Here is a 16,653-nt window from a genome sequence, read left to right as displayed (position 1 = left end):
ACAGCCGACATGCGCGCGGCCACGGCCGGGGACGGCCCGGGCGAGACTGGTCAGGAGGGGGCCAGCGCTCGCCGATCGGGGGGCCGCCCCGGGCCGTGCGGTCACCCGGCCGGCCCAGGCGCGGACCAGCGGCCCGAACGGAAGACGCCTCTTACCTGCGATGCTTCCGCAGGTAAGAGGCGGTCTGATCGTGTGAAGGTGCTTACCGCTTACGCGAACACCATGCCGCAGGTGGTGAAGCCGTATCGGATGATCTGACGCCGACGGCTAACCCGTCGCGCCGTGCGGGCGCAGCACAGCGACCACGTCCACCAGCCGTTCCAAGCCGTCGAAGTCCTTGGGATTCGCGGTGAACAACGGCAACGCATTACTCGCGGCTGTCGCGGCGATCATCAGGTCGGCGGTCCGACTTCGTGGCTGCCGGCCCTGCGCGTACACGACGGCACAGAGCTGCCCGAACATCCGGGCCGCTTCGGCGTCGTACGGCAGCGGATCACCGAACGCGGCCTCAACATGCTGGAGCACCGCGATCCTTCCCGCGCGCTTGACCGGATCATCGGTGGCGTAGGGCCCCCGCGACAACTCACCGAGTGTGACGGCGGTGATCGCCGATTCCACGGGCAGCTCGGCGGGATCGAAGAGCTTGAAGGCGGCCACGATGTTGGTGTCCAGAACGCCGCGCTCAGGCCGATTCACAGGCCGGTCCCCTCAAACGGATCACGCAGCTCGTCATCGATGATCGTGTCCAGATCAGCCCGCACCTCGTTCCAGTCGACAGCCGGGGCGGTGGCGAACACGGCCTGCGCTTCAGCCGTGGGAACGAACCGGCGACGCTTGATCGGCTTCACCTCGGCAAGTGGCTCACCGTTGAGAGTGAGGATGTATCGCTTGCCCTCACGCAGCCCGCGGGTGACGCTACCGGAGTCATTGACGAACTGGCGCACGCTCACCTCGGTCGGACGACACCTCCGAGCATCCATGACTCAATGGTACCCCTCCATGCCACGGCGTACCACGCCGACCGATCGCGCTGCACGTTCTCGAGTGGGCGAAGTCCTTCTGTGAGCTGTGCCACGCGGGCGGCCAGCGGTTCTTCAGCCGCACAAGCGTCGAAGGGAACACCCTCAAAATCATCGAGGGCCTGGAGTTCACAGAGAACCGCTGGTAGGACGTCGCGCCGATCTTGGGCGCGGCGAGCGCGGCGGTGAACATCTCCGAGAAGATCATCGCGTGGCGCCGGAAAAGAGGGCAGGCGGGCCGGATTCACCTGCAGAACGGTTCCGCCGTCGTCGATCTGTCGAGCTGTTCCGACGAGGAGATCGAGGCCTGGTTCGACAGGCTCTCGAAAGAGCGCGACACGAGGCGCTCCGACAACGATCAGGAGTCCTGAGCCCCGCAGAGGCCCAGCAGGGCTGGAGCATGCACGCCGCCGCAGGCTACAGGCTGGCGCGCTGCCTCAGAGTGCTCGTGTACTGTCCGACGTCCAGCCCTTTCCCGGCCGCCCACCCGTCATCGTGGCAGGTCGCCAGATGTCGATCGGCCGCGTCGCCGATCAGCGACACCACCGTGCCGGTCTCGCTCCTGGCCCGCATGCGCTCGACCAGTTCCAGCGCCGCCCAGAGCGCGGTGCCCGACGACGCGCCGACCGGCAGCCCGGTGACCTCGCGGATGCACCGGGCCGCCGCCACACTGGCCGCGTCGGGTACGGGGACGACCAGATCCACGAGGTCGGGCCGGAAGCCGGGCTCGACGCGCGGCCGTCCGATGCCCTCGATCCGCGAGGGCATCCCGGTGCCGTAATCGGGCACGTCAAGGGTCCATCCCGGAAAATAGGCCGAGTTCTCGGGATCCGCCACCGCGACCCGGCAGTCCTCACCATGGGATCGGATCCACTGACCGAGGGTGGCCGAGGTTGCTCCGGTGCCCGCGCCCGTCACCACCCAGTCCGGCCGTACCTGTCCGAACAACTCCTCCGCCAGGTCGTGCGGCGTGGCCCGCCCGAACTGGTCCAGGAAGTGCCCGTCGATCTCCCGTGCGGCGTTGTAGATGGCCAGCGGCGGCGTCACGAACCGGCACTCCCCGCCCAGTTCCTCGACCGGCCGCGCCCGAGCCTGGCTGCGCTCGCCCGGCATGACCACGATGTACGGCAGCCCGAGCCGCCGCGCGAACCAGGCCTGCGCCACGGCTGCGTTGCCTCCGGTCGCCTCCACCACGGTCACCCCCTCGGTGACCGACCCGTCCATCACGGCACGGCGGAACAGTGCCCTGGCGTGCCGGTGCCGCAGGCTTCTCGTCGGTTGGGCGGACTCGTCCTTCAGCAGCAGCCTGATCCCGGGCGCCGACACCGGGAAGTCGATCAGCGGGGTGGGCTCACCCGCCGCCAGCACTTCGAGCGCTCGCGTGTTCCAGTTCACCGTCCCACCATGTCAGGCGCGGCCCGAGAGATCGCGCCTGTTCGCCACGAGCGAGCCGGGCAGGGAGTCCGCGCGCTCCCCTGCGATGACCGTCGCGGTCGCCCGACCAGCCCAGGCGCAGATAAGCATCCCGAACAAGAAAACCGCCTCCTACCTGCGATGCTTTCGCAGGTAGGAGGCGGTTTGATCTTGTGGAGGTGGCGGGAATCGAACCCGCGTCCTTCAACCCCAAGACAGGGCTTCTCCGGGCGCAGCCTGCTGTGTTTTTCTCAGCCCCGGCGATCACGCAGGCGAGTCGCCGACGGGCTCAGCCACTGTTTGGTTTCCCGATCATCCCCGTGGCCGGGTCGATCGGTGGAGCCTTCTAGCGATGCCAGACACCGAGCCGAAGGCGCTCTCGGGCTGACAGAGGCTTCGCTACTTAGGCAGCGAGAGCCAGGGAGTCCTGGCTCACCTCAGCGTGCTTCTTATTGGCACTTATTGTTCGCGGTCACAGGATTAACGAGGTTATGTCCGCAGTCCTCGGCCCGCTTCACCTGGCTTGCAAGGTCAAAGTCGAAGCCAGTCACCCCCTGTGCAGTTGTCAACACGACCCCGAAGAGTCGAGCAAGACGACTGTACAACCGACAACGCCTGTGATGCCAACTTGATTCCCATGACGAAACCCCCGGGGACGCGGCTGTTCGCACACGTCCCCGGGGGCCGACCGGCAGGGTCGAGCCGGTCCGACGGCAGGACTTCCCCCGAGATGAAGTCCTGGTCTCATCGCGGTGACCGGGGCCGCAACCCCCCGAGCGGACCCGGTCACTGAGAAAGACGCCACCGGAGGTCCGGATGGTTGCTCAGCGTCACGAATATTTCACGCTGGGTCGGATCGGGCCGTACTGCGGTTTTCACGAACCGGTGCGCACCGCCGCGAAGAAGCTCCCCGCGACCGCCGCCGGGTCGTAGTTGCGGGCCAGCACGGCGATCGCCAGGTCCCCCTGCCAGCCGACGAACCACCGCTGTCTGCTGCCCTCGTCACCGGCCGGCGCGGTCACCCCGTACACGCGGCCCCGGCCCGCCTGGGCGGGGGTGCCCGCGGCGCCGGCGCGCATCATCGCCGTCAGCGCCGTGCGCACCGTCGGATCGAGGGGGACCGGCCGCACCGGCGGGGCTGCGACGGTCTCGGTCGTCGGCCCAGTCGTCTGCGGGTCGGTCACCAGCACGGGCGGCCGCCAGGTGCCCGACCCGGCCGCCGCCGCGACCAGCGCCATGGACAGCGGGCTGACCTGCACGTTCTGGCCGGCGATCGCCCTGGCCTTGTCGGCGTCGCTGCGCAGGGCGGGCAGCGCTCCGCTGAAGGACCGCAGCGGCAGCCGCCACGGCTGCCCGATGCCGAACTGCTGCTTGGCGCTGTTCGCCAGCGCGGCCGCGTCGACGCGGCGGGCGAGCGAGGCCAGGGCGGTCACACAGCCCTTGGCGAAGTTGTCCTTGAACGTCGGCGACGCCCCGCCGGCCTGCTGCGCCGCCTGCCCCGCCTCCACGAACCTGGCGCCGCCCACCGTGCGCTCGGCCGGGCACGACAGCCTCAGGTCGGTGCTGACCCCGGCCTTCACCAGCGCGTCGGCGGCCACGATGGAGAAGGCGGTGCCGGCCGGGAACTTGCCCGCCAGCGCGTCCTTCTCCTCGTTGAGACCCTTGGTGGCGACCGCGCGGATCTCGCCCGACCTCTTGTCCACCGCGACCAGCGCGCTCGTCGCGGTGCCCGTCAGCGCGGTCTCCGCCGCCGCCTGGATGCCCCGGTCGATCGTGGTCTTGACCGACTGGTTCTTGCGGCCCGGCCACTCCTTCAGCCGCGCCACCTCGTTGCCGGCCTGGTCGAGGATGACCACCCTGGTCTGCGTGGAGCCGGTCAGGTAGTCCTGGTAGGCCCGCTGCAGGCCGCTCTGCCCGACCGAGTCGCCGGCCCGCTGGGGGCCGCCGAGCTTCTGCTCGGTCTCCGGGGTGAGCGCGCTGACCCTGCCGATGAGGTCCTTGGGCGCCTCGGGCGCGAACGGCTGCGGCTGCCGCTGGACGGAGATCTGCGGGATCGCGTCGAGCTTCGCCTGCGTCGACAGGAAACGCTGGCGGCCGAACGTGGCCAGCGGCACGAACTCGCTCGGCGGCGACGACAGGATGCGGCTCAGCAGCCGGTCCTGGGCGAACCCGGTGACCGCCGACAGCCGCCTGACGACCTCCTGCGCCTGGGCGCCGAGCTGCGACGGGACGACCCCGGCCACGTAGAGCACCTGGTCGCTCTGCAGCGGCTCGCCGGAACGGTCGACCACCGGCTGGCGGGTCTTGGGTTCGAGGTCGACCGCGAACCGCTGGCCGTCCTTGAGCTGCGGGTGCAGCACGGACGGCGACCAGCGCACCTTCCACAGGCCGTCCACCACGTGCAGCGGCAGCGCCCCGTCGTACACCCAGAGCGGGTTGTTCTCGCCGAGGTCGATCTCGGCACGGAAGTCGGCGCGCGAGGTGTCGCCGTCCAGGGTGATGCTCTTGATCCGGAACCGGAACGAGGCGGCGTCGAGCTGCAGCTTGACGTCGGACAGCGCCTTGCGCACGGCCGCCTGGTCGCCGTCGGTGCGGGCGGCGGCCGTCGCGTAGTCGCCCGACTGCCAGCCCACGAGGAAGTCGCGGACGGCGTCGTGCGGCGACGACTCGTCGAAGCACCCGGTCAGCGTCGTGCACGCGACCGCCAGCGTCATCGTGGCGGTCAGGGTGCGGCGCAGGCGGCTCATCGGTTGCGGTGCCGCAGCGCCCGGGTCATCTCCCGCTTGGCCTGCTGCTCCGCCAGCGACTGACGCTTGTCCCAGTCCTTCTTACCGCGGGCGACGGCGATCTCGACCTTGGCCCGGCCGTCCTTGAAGTAGAGCAGCACCGGCACGATCGTCAGCCCGCCCTCCTTCGTCTTGGCGGCGAGCTTCTCGATCTCCTTGCGGTGCAGCAGCAGCTTGCGCTTGCGACGGGCGGCGTGGTTGGTCCACGTCCCCTGGCTGTATTCGGGGATGTGCACGTTGAACAGCCACGCTTCGCCACCGTCGATCGTGGCGTAGCCGTCGACGAGCGAGGCGCGGCCCTCCCGCAGCGACTTGACCTCGGTGCCCTGCAGCACCAGACCGGCCTCGAAGGTGTCTTCGAGGGTGTAGTCGTGCCGGGCACGCTTGTTCTGGGCGATGACTTTCCGCCCCGTCTCACGTGGCATGTCTCGACCTTACCGGCGTCCGGAGCGGCGAGCGGAACCGTGAAGAGCGACCCCGCACCGCCGGCGGAGGTTCGTCGGAAGCGCGACCATCGGCGCGGTCAGACCCTGAGGTAGCGGCGCAGCGTGACGAACGACGCCAGCACACAGATGAACACGCCGATGACCATCGTCTTTGTGATGGCCCCCGCCACTTCGTCCCAGCCGAGCGGCTGGTTGGCGAAGTGTCCCGCCAGCCCGTCGAAGAGGAAGACCTTCGACATGATCAGCATGACGGCCGCGCCCACACCGCCGATCAGGCCGGCGATCACGCCTTCCATCACGAACGGAAGCTGGATGTAGATGTTGGAGGCGCCCACCAGGCGCATGATGCCGGTCTCGCGGCGCCGGTTGAAGGCCGACAGCCGCACCGTGTTGCCGATGAGCAGTGCGGCGGCGGCCACCAGCGTGCCCGCCACGATGAGCGCGGCCGACCGGAGCGTGTCGAGCATGTCGAAGAGGCCGTTGACGATCTCGCGCTGGTCCTTCACCGACGCGACGCCCGGCAGCGCCTTCGCCGCGTCCACGATCGGCTTGTAGTTGCTGTCGGGGTCGGCCAGCTTGAGGCGGAACGACGTCGGCATGTCCTCGACCTTGGTGGTCTGCGCCATCACGTTGTCCGGGTCGAGGGTCGCCTTGAAGTTCTTGAGGGCCGTCTCCTGGTCCTCGTAGGTGACGGCCGCGACCCCGGGGATTGCCTTCAGCTTGGCGTCCAGCGCCTTGACCTGCGCGTCACTGACGCCCTTGCCGCCGCACTGCGGCATGGCGGTGTTCTTGTGGCACAGGAAGACCGAGACCTCGACCCTGTCGTACCAGTAGTCCTTCATCATGGACACCTGAGCGTTGATCAGCAGGCCGACGCCCAGCATCGCCATGCCGACCGCCACGGTGAGGACCACCGCGAGCGTCATGGTCAGGTTGCGGCGGAGGCCGATCCAGACCTCGGAGAAGATGAAATTGGCCCGCATGGTTTGCCTGCTGCTCCCTGTCAGTACGCCTGGCCGTACACGCCACGCGACTGGTCGCGGACGATCTTGCCGTCCTCCAGTTCCACGACACGTTTGCGCATGGAGTCGACGATGGCCGCGTCGTGCGTGGCCATGACGACGGTGGTGCCGGTCCTGTTGATCCGGTCGAGCACCTTCATGATGCCGATGCTCGTCGCTGGGTCGATGTTGCCCGTGGGCTCGTCGGCCAGGAGGATCATAGGCCGGTTGACGAAGGCGCGGGCCATGGCGACGCGCTGTTGCTCGCCACCGGACAGCTCGTCGGGCATCCGGTGCGCCTTGCCCTCCAGGCCGACCAGCTCGATGACCTCGGGCACCACCTTACGGATGAAGCGCCGGGGCTTGCCGATGACCTCCAGGGCGAACGCCACGTTCTCGTAGACGTTCTTGTTCGGCAGGAGCCGGAAGTCCTGGAACACGCAGCCGATGCGGCGGCGCAGGTGCGGCACCTTGAAGTTGGACAGGCGGGCCAGATCCTTGCCGGCGACGTGGATCGCGCCGGAGTCGGGCCGCTCCTCCTTGAGGATCAGCCGCAGGAAAGTGGACTTGCCGGATCCCGACGGACCGACGAGGAACACGAACTCGCCCTTGTCCACGTCCACCGAGACGTGGTCGAGCGCGGGCCGGTTCTGGTTCGCGTAGACCTTGGTGACATTATCGAAATGGATCACGAGAGCATCACGGCATGCCAGTCTAGGGGTCAGGACGGAAGCGAGGGTGGCACATGCCCACTTCCCGCCGCTCACCTATCGGGGACGCCTCGGTTTTACCGACGATCGACGTTCCGATTGGCCAGGGGACAGTCTAGGGGGAAGACTGGCATGGAACGTCCATAACGGAAACAAAACGATTGTGCGGCTACACTTGGGGCTGACATGAGTTGCCAACACCTCGTCTGCGCGCAGTGCGCCCACCCCGTCATCGAGGGCCGCTGCGCCCTCTGCCGCGCCAATCGCGAGCGGATGCACAACCACGGCTTCGCCGGGCTGCCACCCGCTCTCATCGTCCTGCTGCTGGTCGTCCTGCTGTTCGTGACCCTGGCGGTCAAGCACCTAAGCGGTCTCTGACTCCTGCCGGCGCATCCAGCGGATCTCGGCCTCGATGAAACCGTCGAGGTCGCCGTCGAGAACGGCCGTCGGGTTGCCCGCCTCCGTGCCCGTGCGCAGGTCCTTGACGATCTGGTAGGGGTGCAGCACGTAGTTGCGGATCTGCGTGCCCCATGACGTCGTCGTGGCGCCGCGCAGCTCCGACATCTTCTCCGCCTCCTCCTGACGCTTGCGCTCCAGCAGCTTGGCCTGGAGCACGGCCATGGCGGTCGCGCGGTTCTGCAGCTGGGAGCGCTCGTTCTGGCAGGAGACCACGATGTTGGTCGGCAGGTGGGTGATGCGCACGGCCGAGTCGGTCGTGTTGACGCCCTGTCCGCCGGGGCCGGAGGACCGGTAGACGTCGACCCGGATCTCGTCCTCGTTGATGTCGATGTGGTCGGTCTGCTCGACCACGGGGACGACGTCGACGCCGGCGAAGGACGTCTGGCGGCGGCCCTGGTTGTCGAACGGGCTGATGCGCACCAGGCGGTGGGTGCCGTGCTCGCCGCGCAGCGTGCCGTAGGCGTAGGGGGACTTCACCGCGAACGTGGCCGACTTGATGCCGGCCTCCTCGGCGTAGGAGGTCTCGTAGACCTCGGTCGGGTAACCCTTGCGCTCGGCCCAGCGGAGGTACATCCGCAGCAGCATCTCGGCCCAGTCGGCGGCGTCGACGCCACCGGCCTGCGAGTTGATCGTCAGCAGCGCCTCGCGCGCGTCGTACTCGCCCGACAGCAGCGTGCGGACCTCCAGCGCGCCGATGTCGGACCGCAGCGACGACAGCTCCTTGTCGGCCTCGGCCTTGGTCTCGTCGTCGCTCTCCTCGGCCGCCAGCTCGTACAGGACCGACAGGTCGTCGAGCCGGCGGACCAGGGCCTCGACCCGGTTGAGCTCGCCCTGCAGGTGGGAGAGCTTGCTGGTGACCTTCTGGGCCTGGTCGGGGTCGTCCCACAGGTCCGGGGCGGCAACCTGCTGCTCCAGATCCTCGATCTGCTTGCGCATAGCGTCGAGGTCGAGCACGTCCTGGATGCTCCGGAGCGTGCCCGCCAGCTCGTTGATCTCTTCTGCGGGATCGATGACTGCCACGTCTCCCAAGGGTACGCGACCATCGCGCGCCCGAATAACATGGCGAGGTGCGCGCATCTGGTCGGCTCAAGGCTGCGGCGCTCGCCGTCACCCTGCTGACCGGGACGGCCGGGCTCGCCGCCTGCTCGGGTTCCGCGGCGCCGGCTCCGAGTAAGGCCGCCGCCGGGAGTCCCGCTCCCACGCCCACACCGGCGCCGCCCGCCGTCACACCGGACGACGCGGCCGAGGTGTTCGCCGAGTTCGTCGCGACCGACGACCTGCTGCGCGCGGGCGGCGACCTGCGGCTGTCGCTGGAGATCACCCGCGACTCCGAGTCGCTGCTCACCACGGCCGCCTTCGCCTCCACCGGCAACCGCCCGCCCCGCTACACGTGGGGACGGCCCACCTTCTACGTGCCCCGCTTCCCGGCCGGTCAGCGGGCCGGCACGTGGTTCAGCGTGCTGGTCACCCGCGACGGCGACCTGACGCTGCTGACATTCGCCAAGGCCGCCGACTGGCGGCTCGGCTCGGCGACGCGGCTGCTGGAGGGGCAGCGGGCGCCGCAGATCGCGCTCGACGCCGACGGCTACGCGACGGCGCTGGGCGCCCAGGACGAGAGCGTCACCATCAGCCCGCACTACATGGGCCCGCTGCACGCCACGGTGGCTGAGGCGGGCGCCAGCGGCGTGACCGCCGGCCTCCTCGCGCCCGGCCCGCACACGACCGACATCGCCCAGGAGATCTCCGCGGAGCGCGACGAGGCCAAGCTCGCCGGGTTCAGCTACGACTCGATCTTCAGCGGCAACGACCACCCGGTCTACGCGCTGCGCACCTCCGACGGCGGGGCGCTGATCCAGTACTCCCTGACGCGGACCACGACCACCACGACGCGCACGGCGGAGAAGGACTTCATCCCGGTGCCCGAGCGGGCCCGCTGGGCCATCGACGAGCCGGTGCTGCGCCGCACGCTCCGGCTCTCCGAGACCCACCAGTACGCGACGGCTGTCCCGCCCTTCTCGGCCCCGGCCGCCGCCCGGGTCGTCGCCCACGACGGCGCCCTCACCCGCGCCACGGGCGAGTAGCGCCACCGGCCGGTCCAGGCCACCCGCGCGCCGGAAGGGCGCCCGCTCCGTGGGGAGGCGGCGTCCTTCCGGCGGGCCGGTGCGGGGTCAGTCCTCCGCTCGGGGCAGGTTGCTGGTGGACACCAGGGTCCTGACGGCGCGCAGGGCGACCGACAGGGTGGCGAGGTCGAAGTTGTCGCTCTCCCAGATCTCCGACAGCGTCTGCCGGGCGCGGCCGACCGCGGCCGAGTTGGCCTCGCTCCAGCGGGCCAGGCGGTCCTCCGGCGACAGGCCGGGGGTGCTGCCGGTCAGGACCTCTCGGGTGAGGGACGCGTGGGCCGCGTACAGGTCGTCGCGCAGCGCCGAGCGGGCCATGGCGTTCCAGCGGTTGTCGCGCGGCAGGGCGATGACCCGCTCGCGCAGGCGGGCGAGCTGGAGGCGGTCGGCGAGATCGAAGTAGACCTCCGCCACCTCGTTGACCGGCCGCCCCGCCACCGAGGCGATCTCCACCAGGTCGAACGTGGAGTAGGCGGGCACCATGGCCGCCACCCGCTCGGCCAGCTCCTGGGGCACGCCACGGGCGACGAAGGAGTCGCGCCGGTCCTCGAAGGCCGCGAGGTCGGGGCCGGTCAGCAGCTTCGGCAGGTGCGTGAGCAGGCCGTTCACGCCCTTGACGAAGAACCCGGCCGAGCCCGCCAGGTCGAGCGGCGGGCGGCGGTTGGTGAGCAGCCAGCGGGTGCCCCGCTCTGCGAGCTTGCGCGCCTCCAGCAGCATGGCAATCTGGGTGGCGGTGTCGACGACGTTGTCCAGCGCCTCCACCTGGCGGAAGAAGCTGGGCAGGTCGAAGACCTCCCGGGTGACGAGGTAGGCGCGCACGGTGTCGGGCGTCGAGGCGCCGGTCTCCTCGGCGAAGCGGTACATGAACGTGGTGCCCATGGAGTTGACCAGCTCGTTCACCACGCAGGTGGTGATGATCTCGCGGCGCAGCGGGTGGGCGTCCATGTAGGAGCGGAACCGTTCGCGCAGCGCCGACGGGAAGTACGACACCAGCCAGGAGGCCAGGTAGGGGTCGTCGGGCAGGTCGGAGCCGAGCAGTTCGGCGTCGGCCACGAGCTTGGTGTAGGCCAGCAGCACGGAGAACTCCGGCGCCGTCAGCCCGAGGCGGGCCTGGCGGCGCTCGGCCAGCGTCTTGTCGGACGGCAGGAACTCCAGCTCGCGGTTGACCAGTCCGTCGCGTTCGAGCCGCCGCAGGTAGCGGGCGTGGATGTGCAGCATCTCCACGGCCTGGGACCGGGCCGCGTCGAGCACCACGTTCTGGGCGTAGTTGTCGCGCAGCACGAGGTCGGCGACCTCGTCGGTCATCGAGGTGAAGACCTGGTTGCGCTGCTTGTCGGTCAGCTCGCCGTCGCGGACGACCTGGTCGAGCAGGATCTTGATGTTCACCTCGTGGTCGGAGGTGTCGACGCCGGCGGAGTTGTCGATGAAGTCGGTGTTGACCAGCCCGCCGCCGAGCGCGAACTCGATGCGGGCGAGCTGGGTGAAGCCGAGGTTGCCGCCCTCGCCGACGACCTTGCAGCGCAGCTCGCCGGCGTCGATCCGGAGCGGGTCGTTGGCCTTGTCACCGGCGTCGGCGTTGGACTCGGCGCCCGACTTCACGTAGGTGCCGATGCCGCCGTTCCACAGCAGGTCGACGGGGGCCCGCAGGATGGCGCTGATCAGGTCGTTGGGCGCCATGGAGGACACGCCGGCCGGCAGGTCGAGCGCCTCGCGCAGCTGCGGCGTGATCTGGATCGACTTGGCGGTGCGCGGGAAGACGCCGCCGCCCGCGGAGATCAGGCCGGCGTCGTAGTCGGCCCACGAGCTGCGCGGCAGCTCGAACAGGCGTTGCCGTTCGGCGTAGGAGGCGGCGGCGTCGGGGTCGGGGTCGACGAAGATGTGGCGGTGGTCGAAGGCGGCGACCAGCCGGATGTGCCGGGACAGCAGCATGCCGTTGCCGAACACGTCGCCCGACATGTCGCCGATGCCGACCACGGTGAAGTCAGTGCTCTGGACGTCCACGCCCATCGTGCGGAAGTGGTACTTGACCGACTCCCAGGCGCCGCGGGCGGTGATGCCCATGGCCTTGTGGTCGTAGCCGATGGAGCCGCCGGAGGCGAAGGCGTCGCCGAGCCAGAAGCCGTACTCCTTGGCCACGCCGTTGGCGATGTCGGAGAACGTCGCCGTGCCCTTGTCGGCGGCGACCACCAGGTAGGGGTCGTCGCCGTCGTGGCGGACCACGTCGGGCGGCGGCACGACCTTGCCGTCGACGAGGTTGTCGGTGACGTCGAGCAGTCCGGAGATGAACATCCGGTAGCAGGCCACGCCCTCCGCGAGGACCTCCTCGCGGGTGCCGGTCTCCGGCGGGCGCTTCACCACGAAACCGCCCTTGGAGCCGGTCGGCACGATGACGGTGTTCTTCACCATCTGCGCCTTGACCAGGCCGAGGACCTCCGTGCGGAAGTCCTCCATCCGGTCCGACCAGCGCAGGCCGCCCCGCGCGACCTTGCCGAACCGCAGGTGCACGCCCTCCACTCTCGGCGAGTAGACGAAGATCTCGTACTTCGGCCGGGGCAGCGGCAGCACGCTGATCGCCTGCGGGTCGAACTTCAGCGAGATGTACGGCTTGCGCCGGTCGCCGTCGCGCTGGAAGTAGTTGGTGCGCAGGGTCGCCTGGATCATCTCCAGGTAGGCGCGCAGGATCCGGTCCTCGTCGAGCGAGGCGACGTCGTCCAGCGCGCCCAGGATCTCCTCGACGAGGGCGTCGGCCAGGTCGGCGCGGACGTCCTCGTCGCGCCGCGGGTCCAGCCGCGCCTCGAACAGCCGCACCAGCAGCCGTGCCAGCCGCACGTTGCCGTTGAGCACCCGCTCCATGTAGCGCTGGGAGTAGGTGCTGCCGGCCTGGCGCAGGTACTTGGCGTAGAGCCGCAGGATCTCGGCCTGCTCGTAGGTCAGGCCGGCGCGCAGGATGAGCGCGTTGAAGTTGTCGGCCTCGACCTCGCCCTTCCACAGCGCGACCAGGCCGTCCTGGAAGAGCCGCTTGAAGTCGTTGCGGTCGACCTCCTCCGAGGGGGTGAACCGCAGCCCGAAGTCGTAGATCCAGGCGTTCCTGGTGGCCGGGTCGTTGTCGACGTCGATCTCGTACGGGCGCTCGTCCACCACCTCGACGCCGAGTCGCTGGATCAGCGGCAGCGCCTTGGACAGCGAGATGGGCGAGCCGACCTTGTAGATCTTCAGCCGCCGCTCGCCCTCGGTGGCGTCGTACGGCTCGTACAGGTTGATGTCGATCTGCTCGTCGTCGGCGGCGGCGAGGAGCTGTTCCAGGCGGCGCAGGTCGACCACGGCCATCTTGGGCGGGAAGTCGGCCTTGTACCCCTCGGGGAAGGCCGACTGGTAGCGCCTGATGAGCCGGGGCGCCTCCTCCTCGGAGCTCATCTCGGTGAGCGCCGTGGCCAGGTCGTCCTGCCAGGAGCGGGTGATGGCGGCCAGCCGCGCCTCCAGCTCCTCCACGTCCACCTGCGGCGCCGGCAGCAGGCTGCCACGGGCACCGCGGATGACCACGTGGAGCCGCGCCAGCGCCGACTCGCCGATCATCGCGCTGTAGTCGAGCGTGCTGCCGCCGAGCGCCTTCAGCAGCACGTCCTGCATCCTCAGCCGGACCTGCGTGGTGTAGCGGTCGCGCGGCAGGTAGATGAGGCAGGAGATGTAGCGGCCGTAGTCGTCGGGGCGCAGGAACAGCTTGACCTGCTTGCGCTCGCGCAGCCGCAGCACGCCGAGCGCGATCGGCAGGAGCTGCTCGACCGAGGTCTGGAACAGCTCGTCACGCGGGAACGTCTCCAGGATCTCCATGAGATCCTTGCCGTCGTGGCTGTCGGCCTGCAGCCCGGCGCGGTCCAGCACCTCGGTGAGCTTGCGCCGCAGGACGGGGATCCGCAGGATCGACTCGTTGTAGGCCATGTGCGTGAACAGGCCGAGGAAGCGGCGCTCGCCGATGACCTCACCTTCGGGCGAGAACAGCTTGACCCCGATGTAGTCGAGGTAGGCGGCCCGGTGGACGGTCGCGCGGGAGTTGGCCTTGGTGATGATCAGCAGCCGCTTCTCCCGCGCCTTGGCCCGCACCTCGGGAGGGAGCACGGAGAAGCTCGTGGAGCCGATCTTGTCGTCGCGCAGGATGCCGAACGCCGTGCCGGGCATGGCGCGGAGCGCGTCGCCCTCCTCGGTGCTCTCCAGGCGGTACTCGCGGTAGCCGAGGAAGGTGAAGTGCCCGTCGGCGAGCCAGCGCAGCAGGTGGAGGCTGTCCTCCACCTGTGCCGGCTCCAGCGGCGGCGGGTTGTCCGACAGGTCGTCGGCTGTCTGCACGGCCATCGCCCGCATCTTCGCGAAGTCCTCGACCGCGTGGCGCACGTCGCCCAGCACCCGCTGCAGGTCGGCCTCAAGTCCCTTGAGCACCTCGGGGTCGGCCTGCTTGTCGATCTCGACGTGCATCCACGACTCGGCCACCGTCTGGCCCGTGACGTCGTCCTGGCCGCGGCCGAGCATCCGGCCCGTCACGTCGCGCCGGACCCGCATCTGCGGGTGGACCACCAGGTGGACGCCGACGTCGTGCCGGTCGAGCTCCATCGTCACCGAGTCGACCAGGAACGGCATGTCGTCGGTGACCACCTCCACCACCGAGCGTCCCGGGTCCCAGCCGTTCTCGTCGACGGTCGGGGTGAAGGCCCGGACCACCGCCCTGCCCTGGGGGCGCACCTCGGCGAGCTGCTTGTGGGACATCGCGGGTCCGTAGACGTCGACCGGGTTGCGGTCGAGCAGGTCTTCGGGAGCGACGTGCCGGTAGTACACGCGCAGCAGGGCCAGGGCCTCCTCGGGGCTCACATGGTCGCTGCCGGCCGCGCAGCGCTGCGCGGCCCGTTGGAGCAACTCGTCCTTGGCCTCGTCAAGCGGCATGTCGCTCTCACTCCTTTGTGAGGGTTTGCCATATACATTCATAGCCAGGCCCTAAGTTCCCACAGCAGCGGGAAATAGTGCAGACGCGTCCTACCGCGCAGGTAGGGGGCGCCCGTCGAGCCGCCTGTGCCCGACTTCGTGCCGATCTGCCGTTCGACCATCTGCACGTGCCGGGTCCGCCACTGCGCGGCGGTCTCGTCGTGCGTGAGCAGATCCTCGGCCAGTTGCCACAGGTCGTCGTACGACCGGCGGTCCCTCGCCACGGCCAGCAGCGAGCCCATGATCTCGTCGTCCGAGACCGGCAGCCCACGCTGGGAGAGGGCGGTGAGATAAGCATCCCACAACGTGGGCTCGTCCAGCCTGCGGCGCAGTCTGGCGAGTTCGGTCTCGTCGGCGTCCCTGAGCCGCGTCAGGTAGCCGGTGTCCTTCACGCCCGACAGGAACTCCAGCTCGCGGAACTGCACGGACTGGAACCCGCTGGCCGGGGCCAGATGGGCGCGGAAGGCGAGGAAGTCCTGAGGCGTCATCGTCTCCAGGACCTCGACCTGCTGCACCAGCACCCGCTCGACCGCGTGCACCCGCCCGAACTGGTGCCTGGCCAGCCACAGCTCGCCGTCGGACATCGCGTCGCGGGCCTTCTCCAGCTCGTGCAGCAGCAGCTTGAACCAGAGCTCGTAGACCTGGTGGATCGTGATGAACAGCAGCTCGTCGGGCGCCTCGGACTGGGGCCGTTGCTGGGCAAGCAGCTCGGGCAACCGGAGGTAGCCGCCGTAGGAGAGCCTGCCGCCCTCCTCACCGAACCGCCTGTCCGGGGGGACGGCCGCATCGGCGTTGTGCCCCACCGAACACACCTCCCCGATCTCGTCCGGGCGTCGCTGACCGGACGTTCGCCTTGCCGTACCGATATCACCCGAAAAGGGCGAGTACGTCAACGCGACATGGAGCGTGGGGGATCGTCTTCGGAGGCGGACGGGGAGTGCTTCAGCTCGTCGAGCTGGGCGGGGACCTCGGCGAACTCCTTGAGCTCGCGCCGGCACGACGCACAGGTGTCGAGGTGGCGCTCGAACGCCTCGATGTCCTCCTCGTCGAGGACGCCCAGGACGTAGGCGGCCACCTCCTCGTGCATTACCCGGCTACCCCCTTGTCCCGCAGATGTTCGCGGAGAGCCCGGATGCCGTAGTAGAGCCGGGACTTCACCGTGCCCGGCGGGATCCCCAGGATTTCCGCCGCCTCACTTATCGTACGGTCCCTGAGATAGGTCTGCTCAATGACTTCGCGGTGTTCTTCGGACAGGCTGCGGAGCGCCTCGGCCACGACGATCGCCGATAACGCCCGTTCCGACCCGTCGGGGACGGCCAGCATGTCAACTTCGGGGGGTTCGACCTCGTGGGGCCGGACACTCTTGCGCCGGCGCCCGTCAATGACGATGCGGCGGGCCACGGTCAGCAGCCACGCCCAGATGAGGCTCGGTTCCCATTGCAGTCTTGCCGAGTTACGCCAGGCGCGGACGAGCGTCTCCTGCACGACGTCCTCAGCCCATTGGAGGTCGTTACCTGTCGACTTGCGTATGTGGCGCAGCAGAGGGCCGCCGAACTCCTGGTAGAGGACCGCGATGCGGTGCTCCGCCTCGGCATCCGCACTCTCGAACCTGCCGTCGAGGTGACTTAGCACGGGGCACATCTTTACACCTTCGTTATGCGTCCGGTAGCCACTCCGATAACTACGGTCATTTGTAACTATTCACCGGTATGGCTGAACCGGCCCGCTGATGCCCGC

At 69.2% G+C, this 16,653-nt stretch carries 15 protein-coding genes and 1 other RNA gene; 3 read left to right on the top strand and 13 right to left on the bottom strand.

Annotation, left to right across the window (positions count from 1 at the left end):
* Nucleotides 1-267: 267 nt before the first annotated feature.
* Both ACGF0J_RS02170 and ACGF0J_RS02165 read right to left on the bottom strand, forming a co-directional pair.
* The gene (locus ACGF0J_RS02170) at nucleotides 268-696 is read right to left on the bottom strand and encodes a type II toxin-antitoxin system VapC family toxin (protein ID WP_393141430.1); all 429 of its coding nucleotides are present in this window, start codon (nucleotides 694-696) and stop codon (nucleotides 268-270) included.
* Nucleotides 693-944, bottom strand: a complete 252-nt coding sequence (locus ACGF0J_RS02165; protein ID WP_393141428.1) for a hypothetical protein — start codon at nucleotides 942-944, stop codon at nucleotides 693-695. Before ACGF0J_RS02165 ends, ACGF0J_RS02170 begins: the two co-directional genes overlap by 4 nt.
* Before the next feature lie 260 nt (nucleotides 945-1,204).
* Between ACGF0J_RS02165 and ACGF0J_RS02160 the strand changes: the two genes are divergently transcribed.
* Nucleotides 1,205-1,390, top strand: coding sequence for a hypothetical protein (locus ACGF0J_RS02160; RefSeq protein WP_393141426.1), 186 nt, complete (start codon nucleotides 1,205-1,207; stop codon nucleotides 1,388-1,390).
* A 46-nt stretch (nucleotides 1,391-1,436) separates the two neighbouring features.
* Here ACGF0J_RS02160 and ACGF0J_RS02155 read toward each other — a convergent pair whose 3' ends face one another.
* From ACGF0J_RS02155 to ftsE, 6 genes are all read right to left on the bottom strand, one after another.
* On the bottom strand, nucleotides 1,437-2,414 hold the full coding sequence (locus ACGF0J_RS02155; RefSeq protein ID WP_393141424.1) for a PLP-dependent cysteine synthase family protein: 978 nt from the start codon (nucleotides 2,412-2,414) through the stop codon (nucleotides 1,437-1,439).
* Between the two features lie 189 nt (nucleotides 2,415-2,603).
* Nucleotides 2,604-2,987, bottom strand: a transfer-messenger RNA (tmRNA) gene (ssrA, locus tag ACGF0J_RS02150).
* Nucleotides 2,988-3,307: 320 nt separating this feature from the next.
* On the bottom strand, nucleotides 3,308-5,179 hold the full coding sequence (locus ACGF0J_RS02145) for a penicillin-binding transpeptidase domain-containing protein (protein WP_393141422.1): 1,872 nt from the start codon (nucleotides 5,177-5,179) through the stop codon (nucleotides 3,308-3,310).
* A complete protein-coding gene (gene smpB, locus ACGF0J_RS02140) occupies nucleotides 5,176-5,643 on the bottom strand; it encodes an SsrA-binding protein SmpB (RefSeq protein ID WP_393141420.1) in 468 nt (155 codons plus the stop codon). Before smpB ends, ACGF0J_RS02145 begins: the two co-directional genes overlap by 4 nt.
* 98 nt (nucleotides 5,644-5,741) lie before the next feature.
* Entirely contained in the window at nucleotides 5,742-6,647 is a 906-nt protein-coding gene (ftsX, locus tag ACGF0J_RS02135; protein WP_393141418.1) for a permease-like cell division protein FtsX, read from the bottom strand.
* Nucleotides 6,648-6,667: 20 nt separating this feature from the next.
* Complete coding sequence (gene ftsE / locus ACGF0J_RS02130) at nucleotides 6,668-7,357, bottom strand: cell division ATP-binding protein FtsE (protein WP_393141416.1); 690 nt, start codon at nucleotides 7,355-7,357, stop codon at nucleotides 6,668-6,670.
* Between the two features lie 204 nt (nucleotides 7,358-7,561).
* Between ftsE and ACGF0J_RS02125 the strand changes: the two genes are divergently transcribed.
* Nucleotides 7,562-7,753, top strand: a complete 192-nt coding sequence (locus tag ACGF0J_RS02125) for a hypothetical protein (RefSeq protein ID WP_393141414.1) — start codon at nucleotides 7,562-7,564, stop codon at nucleotides 7,751-7,753.
* Here the strand turns inward: ACGF0J_RS02125 and prfB are convergent.
* The gene (gene prfB, locus ACGF0J_RS02120; RefSeq protein WP_393141412.1) at nucleotides 7,739-8,854 is read right to left on the bottom strand and encodes a peptide chain release factor 2; all 1,116 of its coding nucleotides are present in this window, start codon (nucleotides 8,852-8,854) and stop codon (nucleotides 7,739-7,741) included. The genes ACGF0J_RS02125 and prfB overlap by 15 nt on opposite strands.
* Before the next feature lie 47 nt (nucleotides 8,855-8,901).
* Here prfB and ACGF0J_RS02115 point away from each other — a divergent pair, with 47 nt between their 5' ends.
* Entirely contained in the window at nucleotides 8,902-9,915 is a 1,014-nt protein-coding gene (locus tag ACGF0J_RS02115) for a hypothetical protein (RefSeq protein ID WP_393141410.1), read from the top strand.
* Nucleotides 9,916-10,002: 87 nt separating this feature from the next.
* Here ACGF0J_RS02115 and ACGF0J_RS02110 read toward each other — a convergent pair whose 3' ends face one another.
* The 4 genes from ACGF0J_RS02110 to ACGF0J_RS02095 form a co-directional block, all read right to left on the bottom strand.
* Nucleotides 10,003-14,877 carry an NAD-glutamate dehydrogenase gene (locus ACGF0J_RS02110; RefSeq protein WP_393141408.1) on the bottom strand — a complete coding sequence of 1,625 codons (4,875 nt, stop codon included), beginning with the start codon at nucleotides 14,875-14,877 and terminating at the stop codon, nucleotides 10,003-10,005.
* A gap of 38 nt (nucleotides 14,878-14,915) precedes the next feature.
* Nucleotides 14,916-15,719, bottom strand: a complete 804-nt coding sequence (locus tag ACGF0J_RS02105) for a tryptophan 2,3-dioxygenase (protein ID WP_393141406.1) — start codon at nucleotides 15,717-15,719, stop codon at nucleotides 14,916-14,918.
* An 86-nt stretch (nucleotides 15,720-15,805) separates the two neighbouring features.
* Nucleotides 15,806-16,003, bottom strand: coding sequence for a zf-HC2 domain-containing protein (locus tag ACGF0J_RS02100; protein WP_393141404.1), 198 nt, complete (start codon nucleotides 16,001-16,003; stop codon nucleotides 15,806-15,808).
* Nucleotides 16,003-16,557 carry a sigma-70 family RNA polymerase sigma factor gene (locus ACGF0J_RS02095; protein ID WP_393141402.1) on the bottom strand — a complete coding sequence of 185 codons (555 nt, stop codon included), beginning with the start codon at nucleotides 16,555-16,557 and terminating at the stop codon, nucleotides 16,003-16,005. The genes ACGF0J_RS02100 and ACGF0J_RS02095 overlap by 1 nt, the downstream gene beginning before the upstream one ends.
* Between the last annotated feature and the right edge of the window lie 96 nt (nucleotides 16,558-16,653).

It is taken from the genome of Nonomuraea sp. NPDC047897 (assembly GCF_043204415.1).
In the GTDB taxonomy this organism is placed as follows: domain Bacteria; phylum Actinomycetota; class Actinomycetes; order Streptosporangiales; family Streptosporangiaceae; genus Nonomuraea.
Note: the sequence above shows the minus strand (reverse complement) of the source record. Positions and strands in the feature narration are given on the sequence as shown.